The sequence below is a fragment of the Sulfurospirillum deleyianum DSM 6946 genome, assembly GCF_000024885.1.
Classification (GTDB): Bacteria; Campylobacterota; Campylobacteria; order Campylobacterales; family Sulfurospirillaceae; genus Sulfurospirillum; species Sulfurospirillum deleyianum.
Genome location: NC_013512.1, coordinates 1,345,243 through 1,369,071 on the forward strand (window position 1 = coordinate 1,345,243; position 23,829 = coordinate 1,369,071).

The following is a 23,829-nucleotide window of genomic DNA, read 5'->3' on the forward strand; positions in this document are numbered from 1 at the left end:
AATCCTACGGTTTCTTTTTGGGTCTAAATTCAACTTCAATGCGTTGTGCATTATCTTCTATAAATATATCTAAAATTCCCTCACGATTCCTTTGATCAAAGTCAGCAAAAACAATTCTAGCGTAGGTTTGCGCCACCATTTTATTTTCACCATCAGGCAAAAGAGGAATCACAATACTTTTTAAAGGATATTTTTTTTCCAACACATACTGTGTCGGATAGCCTCTATAGTTGACTAAAAGCGTCAACATATTATTGGTAAAGAGTGTCCAACGTAACTTCAGAAGATACTCATTATTTGGATTTTCTGCCGTTGGTTTTTTAGTCACCTCTTTACGATTAATCAACACCAACCCGACTTCATCTTTTTTAAGTACAAACTGATGTTGGTACTCGTACTCTATTGGCGCTGCAAAGAGTGAAAACGTACTTAAAAAGATGCTTAAAACTACACAAACCTTACTCATTTTGGCTTAAAATCTCTCCCATAAGCGCAATGAACAAGTCTTGATTGCGTTCTAGAACAGTATCACTCTTTTCTAAAAGGGTGGATTGAATCTCTTTTTCAAGAACCTCTTCACCCAAATGCTGTTCTAAGAGAAGTTCCATTGCATTGTAACGGTCGATGCATTGTAGCAATTTATTTTTAACAATCTCTCTATTTGCATGAAAAAGAATGTCAAAAAATTTACTTTGCGGTGTTCCTATTAAAAAATCATCGTCCTCTTCATTAAACATCTACACCCCTTTATCGTACTCAAGAAGAAGGGATTATAACGTTTCTCTTCTGAAAAACGCCTTCCCTATGGTGAGTGTTTTTCTCTCCTTATACACTAACAGTATGTTAGTTGAAGTTTAAAAACTAAAGCTTTTACCATTTCTAAAAAAGCCTTAAAAACGATGTTTACATATAATTATGTGTATAATAATCTGTAAAATTTAGTGCGTTAGTCAAGAGATGCAATGAAATACTTTATGTATTATTTTACCTCTTTTTTCTTTTTACATGTAAAGAACAAAAAGGGTAAAAACGCCCTCCTCTCTTTGAAAAATAGATCCCTGTTTTTTAATTACTACTTTTCTGATAAAGTTACTTGACATTAAAAAAGAATTGTTCTATACTTCTGGCAAGAAAACCAAAAAAGGATAAACTATGCATCAAGAAACATTGGCACTTCATTTCGGATACGATAAACAAAGTTTTGGGGCGATGTCTGTTCCTGTTTACCAAACAACCGCCTACGATTTTGGTTCTGCAGAAACAGCAGCAAATCGTTTTGCACTCAAAGAGTTAGGCCCTATTTATACACGACTGAACAATCCCACAACCGATGTTCTTGAGTCTCGTATCGCAGCGGTTGAAAACGGTGGCGCAGCGATTGCAACCGCAAGTGGTCAAGCGGCTATTTTTTATGCGGTTGCCAACCTCGCAGAAGTGGGCGATAACATCATTGTGGCAAAAAAAGTCTATGGAGGCTCCACCAGCCTTTTAACGCACACACTCAAACGTTTTGGCATTGAAGCAAGAGTCTTTGAGAGCGATGAAGCAGATGATTTGGAAGCCCTTGTCGATGAGAAAACCAAAGCCATCTTTTTTGAATCCCTCTCCAACCCGCAAATTGCGATTCCAAACATTGAAAAAATTGTTGCGGTGGCGCAAAAATACAACATTATCTCTATTTGTGATAATACCGTTGCTACCCCTATTCTTTTCCAGCCTTTTGCACATGGTATTGATGTGAGTGTGCACAGTGCGAGTAAATACATTAACGGTCAAGGAAGTGCTATTGGTGGTCTTGTGGTAGAAGCTAAAGGGCTTAATGCCAAACTCATTGGCAACCCTCGTTATCCACAATTTAATGAGCCTGATGAGAGTTATCATGGGTTGGTCTATGCGGATTTGCCCTTTCCTATCTTTTCACTCAGGATTCGCCTTTCACTCATTCGAGACATTGGAGCGACCATCTCGCCTTATAACGCATGGTTACTCATTCAAGGGCTTGAAACCCTTTCTCTTCGAGTCAAAGAACACTCACGCAATGCCTATAAAATAGCGAAATTTTTAGCGTCGCATCCAAAAGTTAAAAAAGTCTCCTATCCGGGGCTTGAAAGTGATGCTTTACATATAAGAGCCAAACAGTACTTTAAAGAGGCGCAAACATCGGGACTTTTGAGCTTTGAAGTGGAAGATTTTGAATTTGCTAAACATATTTTAAACAGCACCAAACTCTTCTCCGTGGTGGTGAATATTGGCGATTCTAAATCCATTATTACCCATCCAGCCAGCACCACACACCAACAACTTTCACATGAAGAGCTTGAACTTGCAGGAGTAAAAGAGGGACTCATTCGTTTAAGTATTGGGCTTGAAAATGCCGATGATTTGATTGAAGATTTAAGCAAAGCGTTAGGTTAAGGAGAAGCCATGTCATTACTTTCAACCAAAGGTATGTATGGTCTAAGTGCCATGTACCAGCTCTTTTTAGCCAAAAGCAGTAAACCTCTGCAAATTAAAGAGATTTCAACACGGGCTGAAATCCCTCAAAATTATCTGGAGCAACTCTTGATTTTATTGCGTCAAGCAGGACTGGTTAACAGTGTTAGAGGGGCGTACGGTGGCTATTTATTGGCTAAAGCAGCAGAGAATATTTTGATTAAAGATATTTTGATTGCACTAGAGGGAAATCTACTCGTCATTGATGGTGAGATAAAAGATCCTGTTTTACGCATTTTTTACGAAGAGTGCACCGCTAAGTTGCAAGAAATTTTCAATGTGCCTTTATCGGAATTTGACCTATACGCTGAGCGTTTAAGTCATCAATTAAACTATAGCATCTAATTTAAAGGAGATGAATATGTACGCACATAATGTTACCGAACTCATCGGAAATACCCCCCTTGTAAAACTAAATCATGCGTCTAACGCTTCAAATACGCTCATTTTAGGTAAATGTGAATTTTTAAATCCTTCGCATTCAGTGAAAGACCGTATCGGATTTCATATGATTAAAACAGCGCTTGAGAAAGGGCTTATCAACGAGACTTCTGTCATTATCGAACCCACTAGCGGGAACACGGGCATTGGGTTGGCTACGGTATGTGCGAGTTTAGGCTTAAAACTTGTGCTTACCATGCCAAGTTCTATGAGTTTGGAACGCCGTAAACTCCTAGCTGCCTTAGGCGCTGAGCTGGTTTTAACGGAGCCAACCTTAGGGATGAAAGGTGCTGTTGATAAAGCCAATGAACTTTCCAAAGAGATACCAAACGCTTTTGTTCCACAGCAATTTGCCAATGAGTCCAACCCAGCGATTCATTATCAAACCACTGCTGAGGAGATTTGGAGAGACACCGAGGGCAAAGTCGATATTTTTATTGCCGCGGTGGGGACAGGAGGAACGATTACAGGTACAGGGAAGCGTCTTAAAGAGCTAAATCCCAACATCCAAATCATCGCCGTCGAGCCAGAAACTTCCCCCGTGCTTTCAGGTGGAAATCCAGGCCCTCATAAAATTCAAGGCATTGGTGCAGGATTTGTTCCTTCTGTTTTAGACACAAAAATTTATAACGAAGTGGTCAAAGTGAGCTATGAAAATGCCATAGAAACTTCACGAGACCTTGCGAAAAAAGAAGGGCTCTTAGTGGGAATTTCAGCAGGAGCTAACGTTTATGTTACCTCTGAAGTTGCGAAAAGAGCTGAAAATAAGGGGAAAACCATTGTCACCATTTTATGTGACACGGGTGAGCGTTATTTGAGTGCGGGATTGTACGAATATAAAGAGTCGTAAAAGGACTTTTTACCTTTACATGTAAAAGATTCTGTGCTACTATGTGGGTATCAATTTCGAAGGCAAACGTGCATGAAAAAGATACCCAGCAAACTGATTAAAAATCCTCTTCTAATAGGTTTCATCGCACTCATGCTCAATCTTATTATTAGTACCATTCCTCTTCTTTTTTTATATGAAAATTATCAACAAGCGCATCAAAGCTTAACCCATTTAGAAACCTTTTTTAATTATCTCAATTTCATTGAACTCACGCTTCTTTATGCTCTCTTTTTTTCATTCATTTTTGCAAGCGTTATTGCGCTTTTCTCTTTTTTTCTTAAAAAATCTTACCTTCAAATTGAAGAGCTCTCCCATTTTGATGGACTCACCAAACTCTACAACCGTCTCATGTTTGTCACCCTTTTTCAAAAAGAGATTCAAAAAGTTAAGCGCTCAAAAAAATGCCTCTTTTTGGTTATTATTGATTTAGATGATTTTAAATCCATTAACGACAATTTTGGACACCTTATTGGTGATTTAGCGATTAAAACAACCGCTTCCACATTAAAAACCATTTTACGTAACTCAGATACGATTGGTCGTTTTGGTGGTGATGAGTTTGTGATTTGCATTGTGGATCATGACAAAGACGCTGCTTCACACACCGTTAATCGTATCTTAAATGAATTTAACCAAAAAAGTCTCCCCATCACACGCAATGACCAACCACATGAACTGCACATTAACCTAAGCATTGGTTATACCATGTATAAAATAGAAGATGATTTTACAACCATGCTCCAACGTGCCGATCAAGCGCTTTATATCTCCAAAGAAGCAGGTAAAAATACCGCAACTTTTTTAGCCTAAAAATGTAAATTCATACTTTTTAGAAGATTTACAAGCATTTGAAAAATCGTGCTACACTTTCAAAAAAGGCTCGAAGATGAAACACTTTATAGGCGTATGCATGTTTGCATTAACACTGTTTGCAGGAGATAAAATGTCACTTTATGATTTTGAAGTTACCACGATTGAGGGGAAAAAAACAACACTGGAAGCTTACAAAGGCAAGGTTTTACTCATCGTCAATGTTGCGAGTAAATGCGGTTTTACTTACCAATACGAAGGTTTGGAAAAACTCTACAAAACCTACAAAGACAAAGGCTTCGTTGTTTTAGGGTTCCCGTGCAATCAATTTTCAGAGCAAGAACCAGGCAATGAAGAGGAGATAAAAAACTTCTGCTCTTTAACCTACGATGTTACCTTTCCTATGTTCTCCAAAATTGATGTCAATGGAGCAAAGGCACATCCTTTGTATGTCTATCTTAAAAAAGAACAATCAGGATTTTTGGGGAGCGAGGGTATCAAATGGAATTTTACAAAATTCTTGGTCGATAAAAATGGACATGTCCTTGAGCGTTTTGCACCTACCACGAAACCTGAGAGTCTTGAGGAGACCATTAAGGGCTTATTGTAGGCATCCATTTTGGTTTGACCTTTTGAGCCTTTTTTTGCGCTAAACTCTTTACATGTAAAACACTTTCAACGACGCATTAATCAAGCTTTTACCCCTGCTTTTGTATAATCGCGTCAAACTAATGTATAAGGTACATAACTCCATGAGCGAAAAAAGCACCGTTTACAATCCAAAAGAGATTGAAGAAAGTTACTATAAAATTTGGGAAAGCCGAGGCTATTTTGAAGTAGATGGCAACAAAGCCATTCAAGAAGAAGGTAAAAACTTCGCCATCATGATGCCCCCTCCCAATGTCACAGGAAGTTTACACATCGGACATGCCCTCACTTTTACCCTGCAAGATATTATCACCCGTTTTAAACGTATGGATGGATTTAAAACCCTGTGGCAACCAGGCACAGACCATGCGGGTATTGCCACACAAAACGTGGTTGAAAAACAACTCTTGAGCCAAGGCATTAAAAAAGAGGAGCTTGGACGTGAGAAGTTCTTAGAAAAAGTCTGGGAATGGAAAGCGTACAGTGGCGGACAAATTGTTCACCAAATGCGAAAGCTTGGTGTCTCTCCAGCGTGGAGCAGAGAGCGTTTTACGATGGATGAAGGACTTAAAAATGCCGTTCGCAAATCCTTTGTGAAATGGTACGATGAGGGATTAATCGTTCGTGGTAACTACATGGTCAACTGGTGTACGCACGATGGTGCACTCAGTGACATTGAAGTGGAGTATGAGCAAAACAAAGGCAAACTCTACCACCTCAAATACTTCCTTAAAGATTCCAATGACTACCTCGTTGTAGCCACCACCCGTCCAGAGACCTACTTTGGTGACACGGCGGTCATGGTTCACCCTGAGGATGAGCGTTATCAACATCTTATTGGACACAAAGTGGTGCTTCCACTCATTGGTCGTGAAATCGAAATCATTGCGGATGAGCATGTCGATATGAGCTTTGGAACAGGATGTGTTAAAGTCACCCCCGCACACGATGTTAATGACTACGAAGTGGGCAAACGCCATAACCTAGAGTTCATTACGATTTTTGATCCAAACGGCATTTTAAATGAGCAGTGTGGCGCATTTCAAGGCTTAGAGCGTTTGGAAGCTCGAGCACCCATTATGGCAAAACTAGAATCAGAGGGCTTTGTCGATAAAGTCGAAGACTATGAAAATCAAGTGGGTCACTGCTACCGTTGTAAAAATGTCGTGGAGCCTTACATCTCAAAACAGTGGTTTGTTAAAAAAGAGATTGCTGAGGGTGCGATTGCAAAAGTCAATGAACATTTAGCGCAATTTTACCCAAGCCATTGGCTTAACTCCTACAATGCATGGATGAAAGAGTTACGTGATTGGTGTATTTCACGCCAACTTTGGTGGGGACATCAGATTCCTGTGTTTTATTGTGATGCGTGTGGGCATGAGTGGGCGAGTGAAAACGAAGTCGAACACACCTGCCCTAAATGCCAAAGCAAACAGATTCATCAAGACCCAGACGTACTTGATACATGGTTTAGCTCAGGCTTATGGCCATTTTCCACACTGGGTTGGGGCAATGGTGAAGCACTAAAAAATGAAAAGTGGTTTGAAAATGACCTCAAAGAGTTCTACCCTAACACGCTTTTAATTACAGGCTTTGATATTCTTTTCTTCTGGGTCGCTCGTATGATGTTCTCAGGTGAACACACCTTTAAAGAGCTTCCATTCAAAGACATTTACCTGCATGCACTGGTAAAAGACGAACACGGTCAAAAAATGAGTAAAAGTAAAGGCAATGTCATCGACCCACTCGATAGCATCGCAGAGTACAGTGCCGACACCCTTCGCTTTACCCTCGCCATCTTAGCCGTTCAAGGACGTGACATTAAACTAAGCTCTGAAAAACTAGAGCAAATTCGTAACTTTACCAACAAACTCTACAATGCTTCTCGTTTCTTACTGATGAATGCCTCCTCATTTGAAGATTTGGAAAAACTTGAAATCAAAACTGCTTTGGGCGCTTACATGAAGAGCCGTTTAGCCGTGGCGCAAGAAGAGGTACGTGAACACTTTAGTTCTTACCGCTTTAATGATGCCGCAACAACGCTTTACCGCTTTTTATGGGGTGAGTTTTGTGACTGGGGTATTGAGCTAAGTAAAGCAGACAAGCCTGCGATTTTAGAGCTAGGTTCTATCTTTAAAGAGGCGATGAAACTCTTACATCCTTTTATGCCTTTTATCTCAGAGTTTCTCTATCAAGAACTCTCCGACACCAACCTAGAAGAGAGCGAGTCCATCATGGTAAAATGCTATCCACGTGACTTAAAACGTGATGCAAGCATTGAGCAAACCTTTGAACTCGTCATTGAAGCCATTGTTGGCATTCGTCGTGCCAAAGCCAATATTGATTTAGCCAACAAAAAAATAGAACACGCTTACATTAAAGTTGAGAACAACCAAAACCTTAAAGAAGCGATGAAATACATTAGTTTATTAGCAAAAGTTGAAAATATCGACTTTATAGAGACAAAAATTGCCAATGCAGCGACCGATGTTGGCGATAACGTTGAGGTGTTTATTCCACTCAATGGCGTCGATTTAAGCCCCATTATTGAACGCTTAAATAATCAAAAAATCAAACTTGAAAAAGAGATTCAAAAGCTAAGCGGTATGCTTTCAAACGAGCGCTTTGTCGCCAATGCTCCTAAAGAAGTCATTGCAGAAAATCAAAAAGGCTTGGATGATGCTAGAGCTAAAATGGCGAAAATTGACGCAGAATTAAGTTCTCTTGGAATGTAAAAAGCTTTACATGTAAAAAGGCTTAGCGGCCTTAAGCGCTAAGCCTTTTTTTTATGCTTTAGGGCGAAAAGGCTTCATTACCTCTTCGTTACATGTAAGATACGCCCCACCAATCAAATCAAGACAGTATGGCACCGCAGGAAACACAGCATCCAAACACTCACGAATCGATTTTGGTTTCCCTGGTAGATTAATGATTAAACTCTTACCTCGAATTCCCGCAGTTTGACGAGAGAGAATCGCTGTTGGAACATACTTTAAACTCACTTGGCGCATCAGTTCCCCAAAACCTGGCATCATCTTCTCACACACCGCTTCTGTTGCTTCAGGCGTAACATCCCTAAGCGCTGGTCCTGTTCCACCTGTGGTCACAATAAGTGAGCAGCCTTGCACATCTGACATATCTTTTAAAGCCTCTTCAATCAGCGTTTGCTCATCAGGAATGACCTCATAAACACTCTCCCACTCAGAGCTTAAATACACGCTCAAAGTCTCTATAATCGCTTTTCCAGAGAGGTCTTCATACACACCCGCACTCGCACGATCTGAAACGGTTAAAATACCTATTTTTGCTTTCATACAAACGCTCCTATTTTTTCAAACGAACTCGTACACTTGCTTCATGCGCACCCAACCCTTCTGTATGGGCTAAAAGCGCACACGCCTCACCTATTTCTTCAATCCCTTGTTTGCTCATACTAATGATGGAAGAGCGCTTTAAGAAATTTTCAACCCCCAAAGGTGAGTAAAACTTAGCCGTTCCACCTGTGGGAAGCGTATGGTTTGGCCCTGCGATGTAATCTCCCATAGGCTCAGGCGTATAAGCACCCATAAAAATAGCCCCAGCGTGGCGAATTTTCGGCAATAAATCAAACGGATGCGATGTCACCACTTCTAAGTGCTCAGGGGCAATTTGATTCATCAAATCCACCGCTTCATCCATGCTAGAAGTGACAATAATCGCCCCACGCTCTTTAATCGAAACCTCCGCAATCGCCTTGCGCTCTAATGTTTCAAGCCACGCATAGACTTCTGTTTTCGTTTTTTCAGCAATCTCTAAAGAAGGAGTAATCAAAATAGAACTTGCCATCTCATCGTGTTCGGCTTGGGAAAGCAAATCAATCGCTAAATGGTGAGGGTTTGCACTCTCATCCGCCAATACACCAATCTCACTAGGCCCTGCTATCATATCAATATTCACTTCACCAAAAACCAATTTTTTAGCCGTTGCAACAAAAATGTTGCCAGGTCCCGTGATAACATCGACTTTAGGAATACTCTGCGTACCATACGCCATCGCCGCAATCGCACTTGCACCGCCTACTTTATACGCCTTTTTGATGCCACACAAATGCATCGCCGCCAAAAGCAGAGGATTAAGCTCATTATTGGGTGCAGGAGTACATACGACTATCTCTTTAACCCCTGCAACAAGGGCTGGAATGGCGTTCATTAAAAGAGAGCTTGGATACGCCGCTTTACCGCCAGGGATGTAAAGCCCCGCCCTATCCACAGGGGTTACTTTTTGTCCTAAAACCGTCCCATTATCTTCAAAATCAAGCCATGATTTTGGCATCATTTTTTCATGGTAGGTATAGATGCGCTGATATGCAAGTTCTAACGCTTCTCTGAGCTTTACATCCAGAGCATCATAGGCTTGTTTCATATCAGCGGTTTTCACTTCAAGGGCTTCATCATTTTCAACATACCATTTATCAAATTTTTCAATATGCGCCTTTACTGCGCCATTACCTTGCTCTTTAATCTCAGCAATAATAGTTAACACGATTTTGGAGACATTTTCCATATCCATATGCCCACGACGTAAAAGTTCATCAAATTGGGCTTTAAAATTTTCTTCATTCGTTTTTAAAAGTAACATATTTTCTCCTTCATAAGGTTTTAATTATAGTTTTTTTTCGCTTATAGCGTTCTTCCATCGAGATATTACCCAAAAGGCCACCTTGATGGAGGTAAATAGGCTCTCCTTGAAGGTTAGGTAAATGCTCTAAAAATACACTCCAGCCAACAGGATCATAGAGCAAATCAAACTCAACACCCATTTCCACCTTCAATTTCTGCCATAATACATACAATTCTATGTATAATTTTCCATAATGGTACTTTTTTGAACCTTCCAAAATCGTAGGATACATCTTTAAAGAAGGCTCTACCATCTCCCACTGCTTTTGTAAATAAGCACTATTGCCAACCGTGTTACATGTAAAAACAGGAAATGGTAAATGCTTTTGTAAAAACAGTGCGGTGGTGCCTGTACCTGAGGGTAAAAAGAGATAAGGCTCTTTGAGCCCCGCTTGATGAACATCCTCTTTAAGTTCATCGGCTAAACGTTTTATGCCCTCTTCCGCCTTGCTCTGGCGTCCACCTTCGCTTACATGTAAACTCTTCTCATCGATAAATTCAAGCGACGTTGCTTCCCTGTTAGACGACTCAATGAGACGCATCCCATTTTCTAAAGCAGCTTTATAATTGCCGATGGGATTTTCTCTTAAAAAAGATGGTACATGGTCACACACATAGATAAACTCCCACCCTTTTAAACGAGCCAAAACAGAGAGTGAATACATAGCATTGGATTGATTGGAGCCTGAGCTTACCACACGCTTAATATGAGGAAATTCATGCGTTAAAAAGTAGTGAAATTTTCGTGCTTTATTGCCTGAAAAATCAGGGTGCAACAGATCATCACGTTTAAGATAAAGGGTTCGATTTTGAAAAAAGTGTGATTGAAAAGCAGATGAAGAAAACATCTTTACATGTAAAAAGGAGAAAGCCTTAAAAAGGCTTTCTCAAAGATTAATTACGATTCATACAATTAAGGTCTTCAAAGGCTTGAAGCAGACGATTTTTCACCGTTTCTTCACCAGAACGAAGCCATTTGCGTGGATCATAGTATTTTTTATTGGGTTTATCATCACCCTCTGGGTTACCAATTTGTCCTTGAAGGTAAGCAGAATACTTTTCAACATACCCTTTTACCCCGTCCCAAAATGCCCATTGGGTATCAGTGTCAATGTTCATTTTAATGACACCATAACCAACTGCTTCACGAATATCAGCTAGTTCACTACCACTTCCGCCATGAAACACAAAATTGACAGGTTTCGCCTCTGTTTTAAATTTTTCCTCAATGTATTTTTGAGAATTATCTAAAATCTTGGGTGTTAAATGCACATTACCAGGTTTATAAACCCCATGCACATTACCAAAAGAAGCAGCAATGGTGAAATTTGGACTGACTTTCATAAGCTCTTCATACGCATACGCAACATCTTGAGGCTGCGTGTAGAGAGCTGAATTATCAAGACCTGTATTATCTACGCCATCTTCTTCGCCACCCGTACACCCTAGCTCTATCTCTAAAGTCATACCCATCTTACTCATACGTTTCAAATACGCCACACACGTTTGAATGTTCTCTTCCAAAGACTCTTCAGAGAGATCTAACATATGAGAGCTAAAAAGAGGTTTGCCTGTTTGTGCGAAATGTTTCTCACTCGCATCTAACAAACTATCAATCCACGGTAGAAGTTTACGTGCGGCATGGTCTGTATGTAAAATAACAGGAACGCCATACGCTTCTGCTAAAGTATGAACATGTAGCGCACCACTAATGGCTCCAAGCACACCCGCTTGAAGTCCACTCACACCCTTACCCGCATAAAATTCAGCACCTCCATTAGAGAACTGAACAATCACAGGAGAATTGGCAACTTTTGCCGCTTCTAAAACTGCATTTACCGAGTTTGTTCCTACAACATTCACCGCAGGAAGGGCATACTGATTTGCTTTGGCAATCGCAAAGAGCTTCTGCAAATCATCACCTGTCACAACCCCTGGTTTTATACAATCAAAAATTTTTGTGTTCAACATAAAACGCCCTTATTATTTGATGGTTACTTTAGCACCCTGACGTAATTTTTGCGCTTTATTGGCAACTTCAACACGGAATTTCTCCATTTTTAAACCATTTTCAATTTGTGGTTTAACCATCTCAAATGACGCTTTTTCAGCTGCTTTGGTATCTTCAACTAAAATAACATGGAAACCAAATTGTGTTTGAACAGGAGATTTTGTGTATTCACCTTTTTTAAGTGCAAACGCAGCGTCCGCAAAAGGTTTTACCATTTGATTAGCAGCGAACCAACCTAAATCGCCTCCGCCTTGACCGCTTGGTCCTGTTGATTTTGTCGTTGCAAGTTCAACAAATTTATCATTGAGTTTCTGACCACTGAGTCCACTCAATTCTTTAATCGCAGCTTTAGCCTCTTCTTCACTTTTAACTAAAATATGACGTGCTTTAACCGTTGCTGGTTGCATAAATTTATCGGCATTTTTGTCATAATAATCTTTCACTTCTTTAGCATCTACTTTAACGTTATTGTAGATTTTTTTCATCCAAAGCTCTAAAGAAAGATCCTCTTTGATACGCTTAAGTGCATCAGTATACTCTTTTTCTTTTTCCACACCACTTTTAACAGCTTCTTTGGTTAAAAGTTTACGCTCAACTGCTTGTTCAACAATTTTCTGTTTTGCATCAGCAGGAAGACTTTCAAACTTTGCACCTTGCATTGCTCGCATAAGCACAGCAATATCTTGATCGGTTACATCTTCACCATTTACAGTTGCATACACAGCCGCATTTAAACTCATTCCAAGTACCGCACATGCAATACCACTTAAGATAACTTTTTTCACTTAAATCCTTTGTTGAAGTAATTTGTGCATTTTATCCAAAATGATATTACGATTTCTTAAACAATATCTTAACTTCAATCTTTATCGGTATAATTTTCAGAAAAAATCGAAGAGTTAAAATGAAAAAAGCAACACAAAAAGAGAGTGAAATGATTAAAGCGCTTTTTTTAGAGCATTTTCCCCAAGCTGTGACCGAACTCAACTATCGTAATCTCTATGAACTTTTAGTCTCTGTTATGCTCTCCGCACAATGTACGGATAAGCGTGTGAACCTCATCACACCTGCTTTATTTGAGCGTTTTCCAACACCTTTTCATCTTGCCCACGCCAATCTTGATGAATTAAAATCACTCATCCATAGCTGTTCATTTTTTAATAATAAAGCCATTAACCTTATCAAAATGGCTCAAAAAGTCATGGAAACTTACGATGGGGAGATTCCCTTAGATGAAAAACAACTCATCGGACTCGCAGGGGTGGGACAAAAAACAGCCCATGTGGTGATGATAGAATACGCCAATGCCAATCTTATGGCAGTCGATACCCACGTGTTTCGTGTCGCACACCGTTTGGGGTTAAGCAGTGCGAAAACGGCTCTTAAAACCGAAGAAGATTTGACCCAACGGTTTAAAAAAGATTTGGCAACACTCCATCAAGCGATGGTTCTCTTTGGCAGATATACCTGCAAAGCCATCAACCCGCTCTGTGAGAACTGTTTTTTAAAAGCGTATTGTAAAACGACACAGAGCTTTAAGGTCTAAGACCTTTTAGCCTGTTACCGTATCTTTCCACTTAATGGAACATCCTTGTGAAGGGTGTTGGATTTTTGGAGCTTCTTGCTTACTAAAAAGAAGCATAATCGCTTCTCGCAAATCCTCTTCTTGAACACTCTTTTCATCTCTCCAATTATCATCTAATCTTCCGTGATAATACAATTTTCCCGCACTATCAAATAAAAACAGATCAGGTGTACATACCGCACCTAAACTTTTAGAAACCGTTTGTTCTTCATCAATAAGATAAGGATATTCGATGAAAAGCTTTTCAATTTTATCAAGCATATGGGCTGGAGAATCCTCAGGATAGTTAGGATGGATATTTGGATTGATCGCAACGGTGGTAATATCTAGTTTTTTAGCAAATGCCGCCACGGCATTAAAGCGCTCCCAAATAGCGTTGGCATAAGGACAATGATTACACATAATGGCAATTAAAAAGCCCCCTTTACCATAGAGTGCTTGACTGCTATAACGCACACCTTTAGGGTCTGCTAACTCAAAATGCTCCAATGCTGTTCCTAGAGGAATAGTCTGCGAATGTATCAGTGCCATCTTTTTTTCCTTATTGTTTCATTATAATTGCTTCAACGACGCTAGCTGTGTGGTACACAGAAGCGATATCACACTCTTCATTTAAAGAGTGAGGATAGCGAATGGTAGGTCCAATGGAAACAGCTTCAATTTTTTTGTGCTGTGAAGCTATCAGCTCACCACACTCCAATCCTGCGTGAATGGCTTTAAAAGGAGCGTGTGGAAAAAAGAGTTGCATACTCTCTTGCACATCCCGTGCGAAAATGCTAACTTCAGGTTTCCATGCGCCATGCCATCCCTCTTGTTTTACCTCAAACCCTAGCGCATGAAAAAAGGCATCTGTTTCATTGGCAAGTATAGCCAAATTTTCATCATCCATAGCACGTGCGGCACACGCTATACGAAGAGCGTTCTGCTCATAGGTGAGCGTTCCTAAGTTAATGCTCATCGATGGGATATCTAAGTTTCTATCCCACTCACGAACCCCCTGAGCAAAAGCACCCAATGCCTTAATAATCGCTTTTGATTCTACGATGCTATGCGTATACTCTGATGTTAAAAGAGGTTGAATACCTAAGCGTTTATCCTTTACATGTAAAGATTTTTCGGTTGCCACAACCGCCCAAGCACTGCGAGGAATAGCATTGCGCCTCTCACCACCGCCTAGTGCTACTATACGCAACCCTTCTTGTCCTAAAAGCTCATATCCTAAAGCCTTAATCGCTGAGGGGATTTTTTTATCGATATCCACCCCCGAATGTCCCCCTTGAAAATCAAACGCACGTATTTCATAGAGAGTATCGGTTGATTTTAGTGGCTCAAACGTCAAAGGCAAAGTTGCAATCACATCTACACCGCCTGCACATCCAATATAAATCTCTCCTGCTTCTTCAGCATCTAAATTTAAAAGCTTTGAAGCCTTTAAAGGAAGGGCTAAGTGCATCGCACCAATAAGTCCTACTTCTTCATCTACCGTAAAGAGACACTCTAAATGTGCGTGGCGCTCCATCGTCCAAAACATGATTGCCATACCCATACCATTATCCGCACCAAGCGTCGAGTTTTTGGCTTTTAAAACACCTTTGTCTTCTACAATCTCTATACGTTCTACCTCACCAATACACACCATATCATAATGCGCTTGTAAGCAGAGTTTGGGTTCTCCTTTGTGACATAAAAGGTTGCCAATAGCATCTTCTTCCACAACAAAACCACACCCTATCGCAAATCGCCTAATAAACTCTCGCATTTCTTGCGTATGATAACTGCACCGAGGAATGGCAGTAATAGCCCTAAAATGCTCTAAAATACGTTCCATTTGAACCCTTGAAAATTTAATCAATGAAATGCTATTATAGCTACTATGAAAACAATATTAATCCTTTTAACTGCACTGCTTCTTCAAGGTTGTCTCTATTTTAATGATCGGGGTGTCTCTCATCGTTATTACAATGGATGTAAAGAGTACTACGACAGTATGGGTATTTACCATAAAGAGTGCGACGAAAACCTTGTTGAATATAAAACAGTCACAGATGGGGTTAAAAAAGGGGTTAAGAAAAGTGTTGAAACCAGTAGAGAACTGTTTGAATAGAGCCTAAATGTCCCCACTTGATTCCCTGCGTACTGAACGCCTAAATTGGCTGACATGGAAAGATATTGCCCCTATGCGTCAAGCCCTTCAATCGCTTCCAAACATCGAACACACGCTTGTTACATGTAACGATTGTATCAGTATTGACTCTTTACATGTAAATGCTATGCAAAAAGAAATCATTCGTGAATGTGCCTTAGCGCTTCGTCCATGGCGCAAAGGTCCATTTGAACTTTTTGGGACGTTTATTGATACAGAATGGCAGAGTTTTATCAAATACAACCTTTTAGAACCCCACTTCCAACTAGAAGGAAAAATCGTCGGTGACATTGGATGCAATAATGGCTACTATCTCTTTCGTATGCTCACCCAAAACCCAAAAAAACTGGTTGGATTTGACCCCTCCGCCCTCTATAAAACCCAATTTGATTTTATCAACCATTTCGTGAAAAGCGAGATTGTTTATGAAATGTTAGGGGTTGAACATCTCCCTTTGTATGAGCATAAATTTGACATGCTCTTTTGTTTAGGGGTGCTTTATCATCGAAGTGATCCTATCGCCACACTTAAAGCACTCTATCAAGGCTTAAATCCCAATGGAGAACTGATTTTAGATACGTTTATGATTGAAGGGAACACCCCTGTGGCACTCACTCCTGCCAAAACGTACTCTAAAATTCCCAATGTCTATTTTGTCCCTACGATTCCAGCACTCCTAAACTGGCTAGAACGGGCTAAGTTTAGAGAGGTCGAAGTGCTTGAGGTTAAAAAAACGGATGCCCATGAGCAGAGAAAAACAGACTGGATTTATGGAGAGAGTTTAGAAAACTTTTTAGACCCCCATAATCCAGAGCTGACGATTGAAGGTTTTCCTGCTCCCAAACGTGTTTATATTAAAGCAAAACGTTAAAAGAGACGATTTGACTACACCCAATTATACAACAGCAAGGATGCTTTAAATGGCAAAAAACAAAATGAGCTTAGCACAAGAAGCCCTCGATAAAATTCCCTCTTTTGAAGATGAAACAGAGAGTGTCGAGGAGCTTTTAAATGATGGTACCTTTCTTAACGATGAACTTAAAACCCATCAAAAAATCAAAACAACGTTTTCTGGCTCATTGGTCGAACTCAAAAAAAATAAAGCAAAAGTTATCTTACAAACCACGCACGAGATGAGTGTGGATGAATTTGGACTCATTCACAGCGGATTTATTTTTGGTGCAGCCGAATACGCTGCCATTGCAGCAGTTAATGAAGAAAATATCGTGATTATTGGGTGCAAAAGCAAATTTTTTGCACCCGCCAAAGTGGGAGACCTTATTGTCTTAGAAGCACAAGGACGTTTTGAAGAAGCCCGTAAACGTGAAATCAAAGTCGTAGGATTTATCAATGAAATCAAAGTCTTTGAGGGCTTATTTCACGCTATTATTCTTGAAAATCATATTTTGAAAACAAAAATTGATGAACTTCAAGCCAGTATGCAAGGTAAAGACTTTTCATAAAACACGAAGCCACTGGGGTATATTTTGACGTTCACTTTGAAGTGTTGTCGATGCCCCATGTCCAGGGTAAATCTTCCATGCTTCCTCAAGGTGTAAAAATTTTTCTAAACTATGTCGCATCTGCTTTGCATCACTGTACGGAAAATCATACCTTCCAATCGAATTTTTAAAGATAAAATCTCCACTAAAAAGGGCATCTTCTATCAAAATCGCACTGCATCCTGGTGTATGTCCAGGAAAATGCAAAAAAGAGACCTCAATCCCTGCAATATCCAATTTTTCATCGGGTTCTACACAGACATCAGCTTTACTAGAAGGCGTTCCTTGCAAAAAAGGATCATTTTCCAACATAAAACAATCCTCTTTAGGGGCATAAATAGGAATATGCAGTGTTTTAGACAATGCTTCATTGCTCCAAACATGATCAAAATGACCATGGGTGTTTAAAATCGCCACAGGATTTTTCACTTCCGCTAAAACCCACGATGTTGCATTGACACCGGGGTCAATAATTAACTCTTTTCCATGAATAAAGACAATATAACAATTGGTCGCATACGCACCACACGCTTTACTTTTAATTTGCATTTCTAAACTCTCTAAAGTATGATAAAATTCGGAGTGATTTTATCACATTTAAGCTTGAATCCGCAAACCTTAAAAGAATGCATTAATTGTAGGTTTTGTATAATGATTCAAAAAACTACGCCAATAAAGGTCATTATTGTGAAGACATATGCATCACTCGAAAATCACCTCATCACTTTTTTACAACACGAGGTTAAAAAAGCAGGTTTTTCGAACGTTATCGTAGGGATTAGTGGTGGTGTTGATTCTGCTGTGGTTGCGGTCTTGGCACAAAAAGCATTCAAAGAGAATTTTTTAGCTCTTATGCTCCCTTCCTCCACTTCAAGCAAGGCAAGTTTAGAACATGCCACGGAACTGTGTGAAAAATTTGCTATTCGTGTTGAGAGGATACCCATTGGAGCACTCGCAGAGAGTTACTTTCACAATGACCCACATGCGTCAAAACTGCGTATTGGAAACTTTTGTGCACGGATGCGTATGGCTGTTTTATATGATATCGCTGCACGAGAGCATGCTTTGGTTCTAGGAACAAGCAATAAAAGTGAAATTTTACTCGGATATGGAACGATTTTTGGAGACCTTGCGTGTGCTCTCAATCCTATCGGAGAACTCTTAAAAACAGAAATTTTTGCCTTTGCAGAACACTTAGGTGTCCCCTCTTCTATTCTCAACAAAGCACCTTCTGCTGATTTGTGGGAAGGTCAAAAGGATGAGGAAGAGTTTGGGTTTAGTTATGCGCAGATTGATAAAGTTTTATTGACGTATTTAAAAGAGCACAAAAGTAAAGAAGAACTTCTTGCTTTAGGCTTTGATGCAACACTGGTTTCCATGATCTTTGAGCGTATGACAAAAAATGCGTTCAAAGGTAAACTCCCACTAATAGCCGACATATCAGCAATACACTAAAGGAATCTTATGAAAGAAATACCATTTTATAAACCATTTATCGACCAAAGAGAAAAAGCGTTAATCAACGAGGTTTTGGATTTAGAAAAAGCAAATAAAGTTGTTACTTTAGAGCAAGAGTTCATGAAGTACATTCCGTGTGGTGATGCTATTTCAACCGTTAATGGAACAGCGGCAATGCATCTTGCTATGTGTGCCTTAGACCTTAAACGGGGTGATAAAATCATCTGTTCTGTCAATGCGTTTCCCTCTGTTGCTGAAGTCATTAGGCATTTTGACGCAGAACCTATTTTTGTAGATATTGATAAAGATGATTTTAACATTGACGTCGAGCAACTTGAAAATATCCTCAAAAACAATACGGCTAAAAAACTCAAAGGGGCTTTTATCAGCCATGTTGCAGGACAACCTGCTGAACTGGATAAAATTTATGCACTGGCAAAAGAGTACGATATTAAAATCGTTGAAGACGCAACAGCAGCCCTTGGTTCAACCTATAAAAATAAAAAAATCGGCTCTTTAGAAGCGGATATTACGGTTTTTCGTTTTAACCCACAAGCAAACTATTCGATTTCAAGTACAGGTATGTTAACGACAAAAGACCCTGAACTTGCCAGTCGTGCGAGATTGCTTCGCAATCATGCCATCGTAGGAGAAGGTTGGGATAAATTTGGTAACTTAGGTTATGTCTATGACGTCGTTGATATTGGTCTTAAATACGACCTAAATGAACTCAATGCCGCTTTTGCGATTGGTCAGTTGGAAAAAAATGAACAGTTTATTGAGAGACGTTTGGAAATTGCAGATATCTACAACCGTGAACTTGCATCGTGCCCACATGTCTCAACTCCTGTGAAAAAACGAGATCATATCTACTCTCAATACATTATCAAAATTGATAAAAATCGAGATAATTTTGCCAAAGAGCTTAAAGAACGTGGCATTTATACTGCATTACACTATATTCCTATGCATTTACTAAGCTATTATAAACAGAAGTACAACTTACGTGTCAATGATTTCCCAAGAGCCTTAAGCAATTATCAACAAATTTTATCATTGCCTATTTACTGTAGTCTCAATGACAAAGATGTACTCTATATTTGTGAGCAAATCAAAGAGATTGCTAAAAGCCGTGACTAAAAGATCCCGTCTTATTTTATGGGTAGAAGAGTATCTCTTTTACCCCTCCTCTTTTTTTCAAAAATTTCTCTCTTATCTTCTATTGCCCTTTAGTGTTATCTACTGTGGAATTGTTTTATGGAAGCGCTATCAAGGAGAAAAACACCAACGCTCTTTTAATATTCCTATTATTAGCATTGGAAATTTAACCGTTGGAGGCAATGGAAAAACACCTTTTTGTATTGCCTTAGCACACGAATATGAAAATGTTGGCATTATTCTTCGAGGGTATGGTCGCAAATCTAAAGGTCTTATCTTAGTCTCTGATAGAGGTCAAGTTTTATGCGATACCATGGCAAGTGGGGATGAAGCCATGCTCTATGCCAAATCACTCCCTAAAGCAACAGTTATTGTGAGTGAAGACCGCATTGAAGCGATTCGTTTTGCAAAAAAACGGGGTGTGAAACTCATTTTTTTAGATGATGGCTTTTCGAAAAGTACTATTGCCAAAATTGATATTTTAATGAGGCCCTACCCTGAACCCACGAATACGTTTTGCCTTCCAAGTGGTCCGTATCGCGAACCCCGTTTTTTATATGAACGTGCGGATCTCATCATTTCAGAGGAAAACGATTTTACTCGCCATGTTACGATTCTCAATCCTACATCACGTATGCTTTTAGTCACGGCTATTTCTAAACCCAGCAGACTTGATGCCTACCTCCCTGAGAATGTGATTGGTAAAATTGCCTTTGAAGACCATTACATGTACACCGAAAAAGAGCTTCTCTCCCTTCTTGAGACACATCAAGCCAGTTCGATATTAACGACGCAAAAAGATGCTGTTAAAATGACAACCTTTGATATTCCTCTCTCCATACTCAAGCTAGATATTGAGATTTCAGAACAAACGAAGGGAAACATCAACACACTTTTAGCTCACCTAAGCTAAAATAAATCCTCTCATCTATGATCCTAAAGGATACATCGTGCACAAAAAAATTCAACAAGCACAAATTTTATTGGATGCCCTTCCGTACATCAAACAATTTAGTAAAAAAACGATTGTGATTAAGTATGGTGGTGCTGCTCAAATCAATCCAGAACTCAAAGAAAAGTTTGCACAAGATATTGTTCTACTTTATCTTGTCGGCATTAAACCTATTATCGTTCATGGTGGTGGTAAAAAGATCAACGCACTTCTCGATAAATTAGAAGTCAAAAGTAATTTTATCGATGGTCTTCGTGTGACGGATGACCAAGTGATGGAAGTCGTTGAAATGGTTTTAAGCGGAAGTATTAACAAAGAGATTACAACCCTTTTAAATCATCATGGTGCAAAAGCGATTGGAATTACAGGAAAAGATGCCAACTTTATCCATGCCAAACCTATGGATGATGGTAAATATGGACGCGTAGGTGACATTACCAAAATTGATAAAAAAGTGATTAAACATCTTATCCGTGAAAAATTTATTCCTGTCATTGCACCCATCGCCGCAGGAGATGATGTCAACCATCCAGGCTACAACATTAATGCGGATTTAGCAGCCAGTAAAATTGCCGTTGCCTTGCAAGCGAAAAAGATTATTTTTCTCACAGATACCCAAGGTGTCCTAGATAAAGAAGGCAATCTTATCTCAAGCTTAGATAAAACAAAAATTAAAGCATTGAAGAAAGATGGCACGATAAGCGGAGGAATGATTCCAAAATTAGATGCTTGCTTAGAGACCATTCGTGGAGGCGTTGAGTGCGCACATATTATTGATGGGCGTATTGAGCACTCTATTTTATTAGAACTGTTTACCAAAGATGGTATTGGTACCATCATCAAAGAATAAGGAAATCATAATGTTTATCGAAACCCGTGGAAACGATGGTATCAAACCTCAAAAAGTCCCTTTTTCCTATGCAATTTTACATCCAAGTGCAAGTTTTGGAGGATTGTATGTTCCTGAAACTCTCCCTAAACTGGATGCACATTTTTTTGAAAATGCTGCAAAAAAAAGTTATAAAGAGATTACTCTGGATATTTTAAACCTGTTCCAAATTGACATTGAAAAAGAAGTTATGCAAAAGGCAGTTGCTCTGTATGATGCCTTTGATGATGCACATGAGCCTACCCCATTGGTGCAAATTGAAGATGACCTCTTCGTTAATGAGCTCTACCATGGACCAACTCGTGCCTTTAAAGATATGGCACTGCAACCTTTTGGATATATCCTTTCTCATCTTGCGCAAAAGCTCAATGAAAAATACCTTATTTTAGCCGCAACCAGCGGAGACACAGGTCCTGCAACACTTGATACCTTTGCGAACAAACCCAACATCAATGTTGTCTGTCTTTACCCTGATGGAGGAACCAGCGATGTACAACGCCTTCAGATGACCACACAAACAAGTACCAATGTCAAAGTTTTAGGGATTCATGGAAATTTTGATGATGCACAAAGTGCCCTCAAAACTTTACTCGCCTCTTCTACTTTTAAAGAGGCACTTGAAGCTAAAGAGATTAAACTCAGTGCGGCAAATTCGGTCAATTTTGGGCGTATTATTTTTCAAATTATCTACCATATTTATGCCTATATTGCACTTTTAAAGCAAGAAAAAATCAAAAATGGCCATCCTTTTTATACCATTATTCCTAGTGGAAATTTTGGAAATGCTTTGGGTGCGTATTATGCAAAGAAAATGGGATTGCCGATTGAGAAAATTCTTATTGCGTCCAATATCAATAACATTTTAACAGACTTGATTACCACAGGTGTGTATGACCTTCGCCATCGTCACTTACTTCAAACCACTTCTCCTGCCATGGATATTCTCATTTCATCCAATGTAGAGCGTGTTTTATTTGATAAATTCGGTGCCTCTCGCACTAAAGCATGTATGGAAGCATTGAAAGAAGAAAAAATCTATACCCTAAACGCTGATGAATTAGCCCTTCTTAGAGAGGATTTTGAAGCAGTGTATTGCGATGATAGCTTTGGAAAAGAGCAAATTCATCACTATGCGAACAAAGGGTACATTATGGATCCACACACCGCAACATGCCTTAAAGCCTATCAAGCACTTAAAGCAAAACCATTGCCATGTGTGCTTTGCTCCACAGCAGAGTGGACAAAATTTGCGCCAACCATGATGAATGCACTCAATCAAGACACGAAAAAATACAGTGACAAAGAGGCGCTTGTTGGTATCGAACACTCTTTACATGTAAAGATTCCAGCATCCATTCATGCCCTTTTTAATCAACCCGTGATTCATGACAAAGTTGTCCATAAAGAAGCGATTGAAGCAGAGATTTTTGAGTTTTTAAACCTTACATGTAAAAAGGAGTGCAAGTGATTATTATCCCTGCACGCCTTGCTTCTACACGTTTTCCCAATAAAATACTCGCTGACATTCATGGACTTCCCATGGTTATTGCAACAGCAAAACGTGTACAAAATCTTGATGATGTCGCTATTGCCGCAGATACTCAAGAAGTAGTCACGTTGGCACAGAAGTATGGTTTTAAAGCTATTTTAACCTCACAAGAACATCAAAGTGGTACGGATAGAATTAACGAAGCTGCTTCAAAACTAGGCTTAAGTGAAGATGAAATTATTATTAATGTCCAAGCTGACGAGCCATTTATTGAAGAAGCTGTTGTCCAAAAGGTGATTGAAAAAGCCAAAGTAACAGATGCAATGATAACCAGTGCCTGTAAGAAAATTTCATCTTTACATGTAAAAGACCCGAATCTCGTCAAAGTGATTTTGGACGTCAATCATCAAGCCATCTATTTTTCCAGAAGCCCTATTCCCTATGATAGAGAAGGTGGATTTGATGGCTATTTTGGACATCTAGGCATTTATGCGTTTCGTAAAAAATCGCTTGAAACATTTTGTTCTCTACCGTATGCGCCTCTTGAGCATATCGAAAAACTAGAGCAACTGCGTGCCTTATACCATGGATACACCATTGCGATGGTTGAAGTGGAAAGTCAGAGTTTTGGGATTGACACGCCAGAAGATTTAAAAAGAGCACTCACTTTTTTTCAAATGAAACAGTAAAGAGCTTTTGC

26 protein-coding genes are annotated in these 23,829 nt (G+C 39.5%); 16 read left to right on the forward strand and 10 right to left on the reverse strand.

What is annotated here, in order from left to right; translation table 11 throughout:
• Nucleotides 1-4 precede the first annotated feature (4 nt).
• Both SDEL_RS06730 and SDEL_RS06735 read right to left on the reverse strand, forming a co-directional pair.
• Nucleotides 5-466, reverse strand: a complete 462-nt coding sequence (locus SDEL_RS06730) for a hypothetical protein (RefSeq protein WP_012857099.1) — start codon at nucleotides 464-466, stop codon at nucleotides 5-7.
• On the reverse strand, nucleotides 459-737 hold the full coding sequence (locus SDEL_RS06735; RefSeq protein WP_012857100.1) for a DUF2018 family protein: 279 nt from the start codon (nucleotides 735-737) through the stop codon (nucleotides 459-461). Before SDEL_RS06735 ends, SDEL_RS06730 begins: the two co-directional genes overlap by 8 nt.
• Before the next feature lie 415 nt (nucleotides 738-1,152).
• On the opposite strand from SDEL_RS06735, the gene SDEL_RS06740 reads away from it, so the two are divergent.
• The 6 genes from SDEL_RS06740 to SDEL_RS06765 all read left to right on the forward strand — a co-directional run bounded on the left by SDEL_RS06740 (nucleotide 1,153) and on the right by SDEL_RS06765 (nucleotide 8,019).
• Entirely contained in the window at nucleotides 1,153-2,415 is a 1,263-nt protein-coding gene (locus SDEL_RS06740; protein ID WP_012857101.1) for an O-acetylhomoserine aminocarboxypropyltransferase/cysteine synthase family protein, read from the forward strand.
• A 9-nt stretch (nucleotides 2,416-2,424) separates the two neighbouring features.
• Nucleotides 2,425-2,838: an Rrf2 family transcriptional regulator gene (locus tag SDEL_RS06745; protein ID WP_012857102.1), complete on the forward strand. Its 414-nt coding sequence runs from the start codon at nucleotides 2,425-2,427 to the stop codon at nucleotides 2,836-2,838.
• Nucleotides 2,839-2,854: 16 nt separating this feature from the next.
• Nucleotides 2,855-3,784, forward strand: a complete 930-nt coding sequence (gene cysK, locus SDEL_RS06750) for a cysteine synthase A (protein ID WP_012857103.1) — start codon at nucleotides 2,855-2,857, stop codon at nucleotides 3,782-3,784.
• Between the two features lie 72 nt (nucleotides 3,785-3,856).
• The gene (locus tag SDEL_RS06755) at nucleotides 3,857-4,636 is read left to right on the forward strand and encodes a GGDEF domain-containing protein (protein ID WP_012857104.1); all 780 of its coding nucleotides are present in this window, start codon (nucleotides 3,857-3,859) and stop codon (nucleotides 4,634-4,636) included.
• Between the two features lie 133 nt (nucleotides 4,637-4,769).
• Entirely contained in the window at nucleotides 4,770-5,246 is a 477-nt protein-coding gene (locus tag SDEL_RS06760) for a glutathione peroxidase (protein WP_041666529.1), read from the forward strand.
• Nucleotides 5,247-5,388: 142 nt separating this feature from the next.
• Nucleotides 5,389-8,019: a valine--tRNA ligase gene (locus tag SDEL_RS06765; protein WP_012857106.1), complete on the forward strand. Its 2,631-nt coding sequence runs from the start codon at nucleotides 5,389-5,391 to the stop codon at nucleotides 8,017-8,019.
• A 51-nt stretch (nucleotides 8,020-8,070) separates the two neighbouring features.
• On the opposite strand, the gene mog is transcribed toward SDEL_RS06765, so the two are convergent.
• Genes mog through SDEL_RS06790 form a run of 5 tightly spaced genes read right to left on the reverse strand, consistent with a single transcriptional unit; the run spans nucleotide 8,071 to nucleotide 12,738 of the window.
• Nucleotides 8,071-8,598 carry a molybdopterin adenylyltransferase gene (gene mog, locus SDEL_RS06770; RefSeq protein WP_012857107.1) on the reverse strand — a complete coding sequence of 176 codons (528 nt, stop codon included), beginning with the start codon at nucleotides 8,596-8,598 and terminating at the stop codon, nucleotides 8,071-8,073.
• Between the two features lie 10 nt (nucleotides 8,599-8,608).
• Nucleotides 8,609-9,901 (reverse strand): histidinol dehydrogenase, encoded by a 1,293-nt coding sequence (hisD, locus tag SDEL_RS06775; RefSeq protein ID WP_012857108.1) that lies wholly within the window; start codon nucleotides 9,899-9,901, stop codon nucleotides 8,609-8,611.
• Nucleotides 9,902-9,911: 10 nt separating this feature from the next.
• On the reverse strand, nucleotides 9,912-10,790 hold the full coding sequence (locus SDEL_RS06780) for a pyridoxal-phosphate dependent enzyme (RefSeq protein ID WP_012857109.1): 879 nt from the start codon (nucleotides 10,788-10,790) through the stop codon (nucleotides 9,912-9,914).
• A gap of 46 nt (nucleotides 10,791-10,836) precedes the next feature.
• Entirely contained in the window at nucleotides 10,837-11,913 is a 1,077-nt protein-coding gene (gene fbaA, locus SDEL_RS06785) for a class II fructose-bisphosphate aldolase (protein ID WP_012857110.1), read from the reverse strand.
• A gap of 12 nt (nucleotides 11,914-11,925) precedes the next feature.
• On the reverse strand, nucleotides 11,926-12,738 hold the full coding sequence (locus SDEL_RS06790) for a peptidylprolyl isomerase (RefSeq protein WP_012857111.1): 813 nt from the start codon (nucleotides 12,736-12,738) through the stop codon (nucleotides 11,926-11,928).
• 119 nt (nucleotides 12,739-12,857) lie between these two features.
• Here SDEL_RS06790 and nth point away from each other — a divergent pair, with 119 nt between their 5' ends.
• Nucleotides 12,858-13,499 (forward strand): endonuclease III, encoded by a 642-nt coding sequence (gene nth / locus SDEL_RS06795; protein ID WP_012857112.1) that lies wholly within the window; start codon nucleotides 12,858-12,860, stop codon nucleotides 13,497-13,499.
• Between the two features lie 6 nt (nucleotides 13,500-13,505).
• Here nth and SDEL_RS06800 read toward each other — a convergent pair whose 3' ends face one another.
• Together SDEL_RS06800 and SDEL_RS06805 are read right to left on the reverse strand one after the other, a co-directional pair.
• A complete protein-coding gene (locus SDEL_RS06800) occupies nucleotides 13,506-14,069 on the reverse strand; it encodes a thioredoxin family protein (RefSeq protein WP_012857113.1) in 564 nt (187 codons plus the stop codon).
• A gap of 10 nt (nucleotides 14,070-14,079) precedes the next feature.
• Entirely contained in the window at nucleotides 14,080-15,366 is a 1,287-nt protein-coding gene (locus tag SDEL_RS06805; RefSeq protein WP_012857114.1) for a zinc-binding metallopeptidase family protein, read from the reverse strand.
• Nucleotides 15,367-15,411: 45 nt separating this feature from the next.
• Between SDEL_RS06805 and SDEL_RS06810 the strand changes: the two genes are divergently transcribed.
• From SDEL_RS06810 to SDEL_RS06820, 3 genes are read left to right on the forward strand one after another with little or no spacing between them, the layout of a single operon-like run.
• Nucleotides 15,412-15,642: a hypothetical protein gene (locus SDEL_RS06810; RefSeq protein WP_012857115.1), complete on the forward strand. Its 231-nt coding sequence runs from the start codon at nucleotides 15,412-15,414 to the stop codon at nucleotides 15,640-15,642.
• Between the two features lie 7 nt (nucleotides 15,643-15,649).
• Nucleotides 15,650-16,552, forward strand: coding sequence for a tRNA 5-methoxyuridine(34)/uridine 5-oxyacetic acid(34) synthase CmoB (gene cmoB, locus SDEL_RS06815; RefSeq protein ID WP_012857116.1), 903 nt, complete (start codon nucleotides 15,650-15,652; stop codon nucleotides 16,550-16,552).
• A 49-nt stretch (nucleotides 16,553-16,601) separates the two neighbouring features.
• Entirely contained in the window at nucleotides 16,602-17,144 is a 543-nt protein-coding gene (locus SDEL_RS06820; RefSeq protein WP_012857117.1) for a thioesterase, read from the forward strand.
• Here the strand turns inward: SDEL_RS06820 and SDEL_RS06825 are convergent.
• Nucleotides 17,139-17,732, reverse strand: a complete 594-nt coding sequence (locus SDEL_RS06825; RefSeq protein WP_012857118.1) for an MBL fold metallo-hydrolase — start codon at nucleotides 17,730-17,732, stop codon at nucleotides 17,139-17,141. The two genes, SDEL_RS06820 and SDEL_RS06825, sit on opposite strands and share 6 nt — an antisense overlap.
• Before the next feature lie 138 nt (nucleotides 17,733-17,870).
• Here SDEL_RS06825 and SDEL_RS06830 point away from each other — a divergent pair, with 138 nt between their 5' ends.
• Genes SDEL_RS06830 through kdsB form a run of 6 tightly spaced genes read left to right on the forward strand, consistent with a single transcriptional unit; the run spans nucleotide 17,871 to nucleotide 23,818 of the window.
• A complete protein-coding gene (locus tag SDEL_RS06830) occupies nucleotides 17,871-18,638 on the forward strand; it encodes an NAD+ synthase (RefSeq protein ID WP_041666535.1) in 768 nt (255 codons plus the stop codon).
• Nucleotides 18,639-18,647: 9 nt separating this feature from the next.
• Nucleotides 18,648-19,781, forward strand: a complete 1,134-nt coding sequence (locus SDEL_RS06835; RefSeq protein ID WP_012857120.1) for a DegT/DnrJ/EryC1/StrS family aminotransferase — start codon at nucleotides 18,648-18,650, stop codon at nucleotides 19,779-19,781.
• Entirely contained in the window at nucleotides 19,774-20,712 is a 939-nt protein-coding gene (locus tag SDEL_RS06840) for a tetraacyldisaccharide 4'-kinase (RefSeq protein WP_012857121.1), read from the forward strand. The genes SDEL_RS06835 and SDEL_RS06840 overlap by 8 nt, the downstream gene beginning before the upstream one ends.
• A 37-nt stretch (nucleotides 20,713-20,749) precedes the next feature.
• On the forward strand, nucleotides 20,750-21,601 hold the full coding sequence (gene argB / locus SDEL_RS06845; RefSeq protein WP_012857122.1) for an acetylglutamate kinase: 852 nt from the start codon (nucleotides 20,750-20,752) through the stop codon (nucleotides 21,599-21,601).
• Between the two features lie 10 nt (nucleotides 21,602-21,611).
• Nucleotides 21,612-23,108: a threonine synthase gene (gene thrC, locus SDEL_RS06850; protein WP_012857123.1), complete on the forward strand. Its 1,497-nt coding sequence runs from the start codon at nucleotides 21,612-21,614 to the stop codon at nucleotides 23,106-23,108.
• Entirely contained in the window at nucleotides 23,105-23,818 is a 714-nt protein-coding gene (gene kdsB / locus SDEL_RS06855) for a 3-deoxy-manno-octulosonate cytidylyltransferase (protein WP_012857124.1), read from the forward strand. The genes thrC and kdsB overlap by 4 nt, the downstream gene beginning before the upstream one ends.
• Nucleotides 23,819-23,829 lie beyond the last annotated feature (11 nt).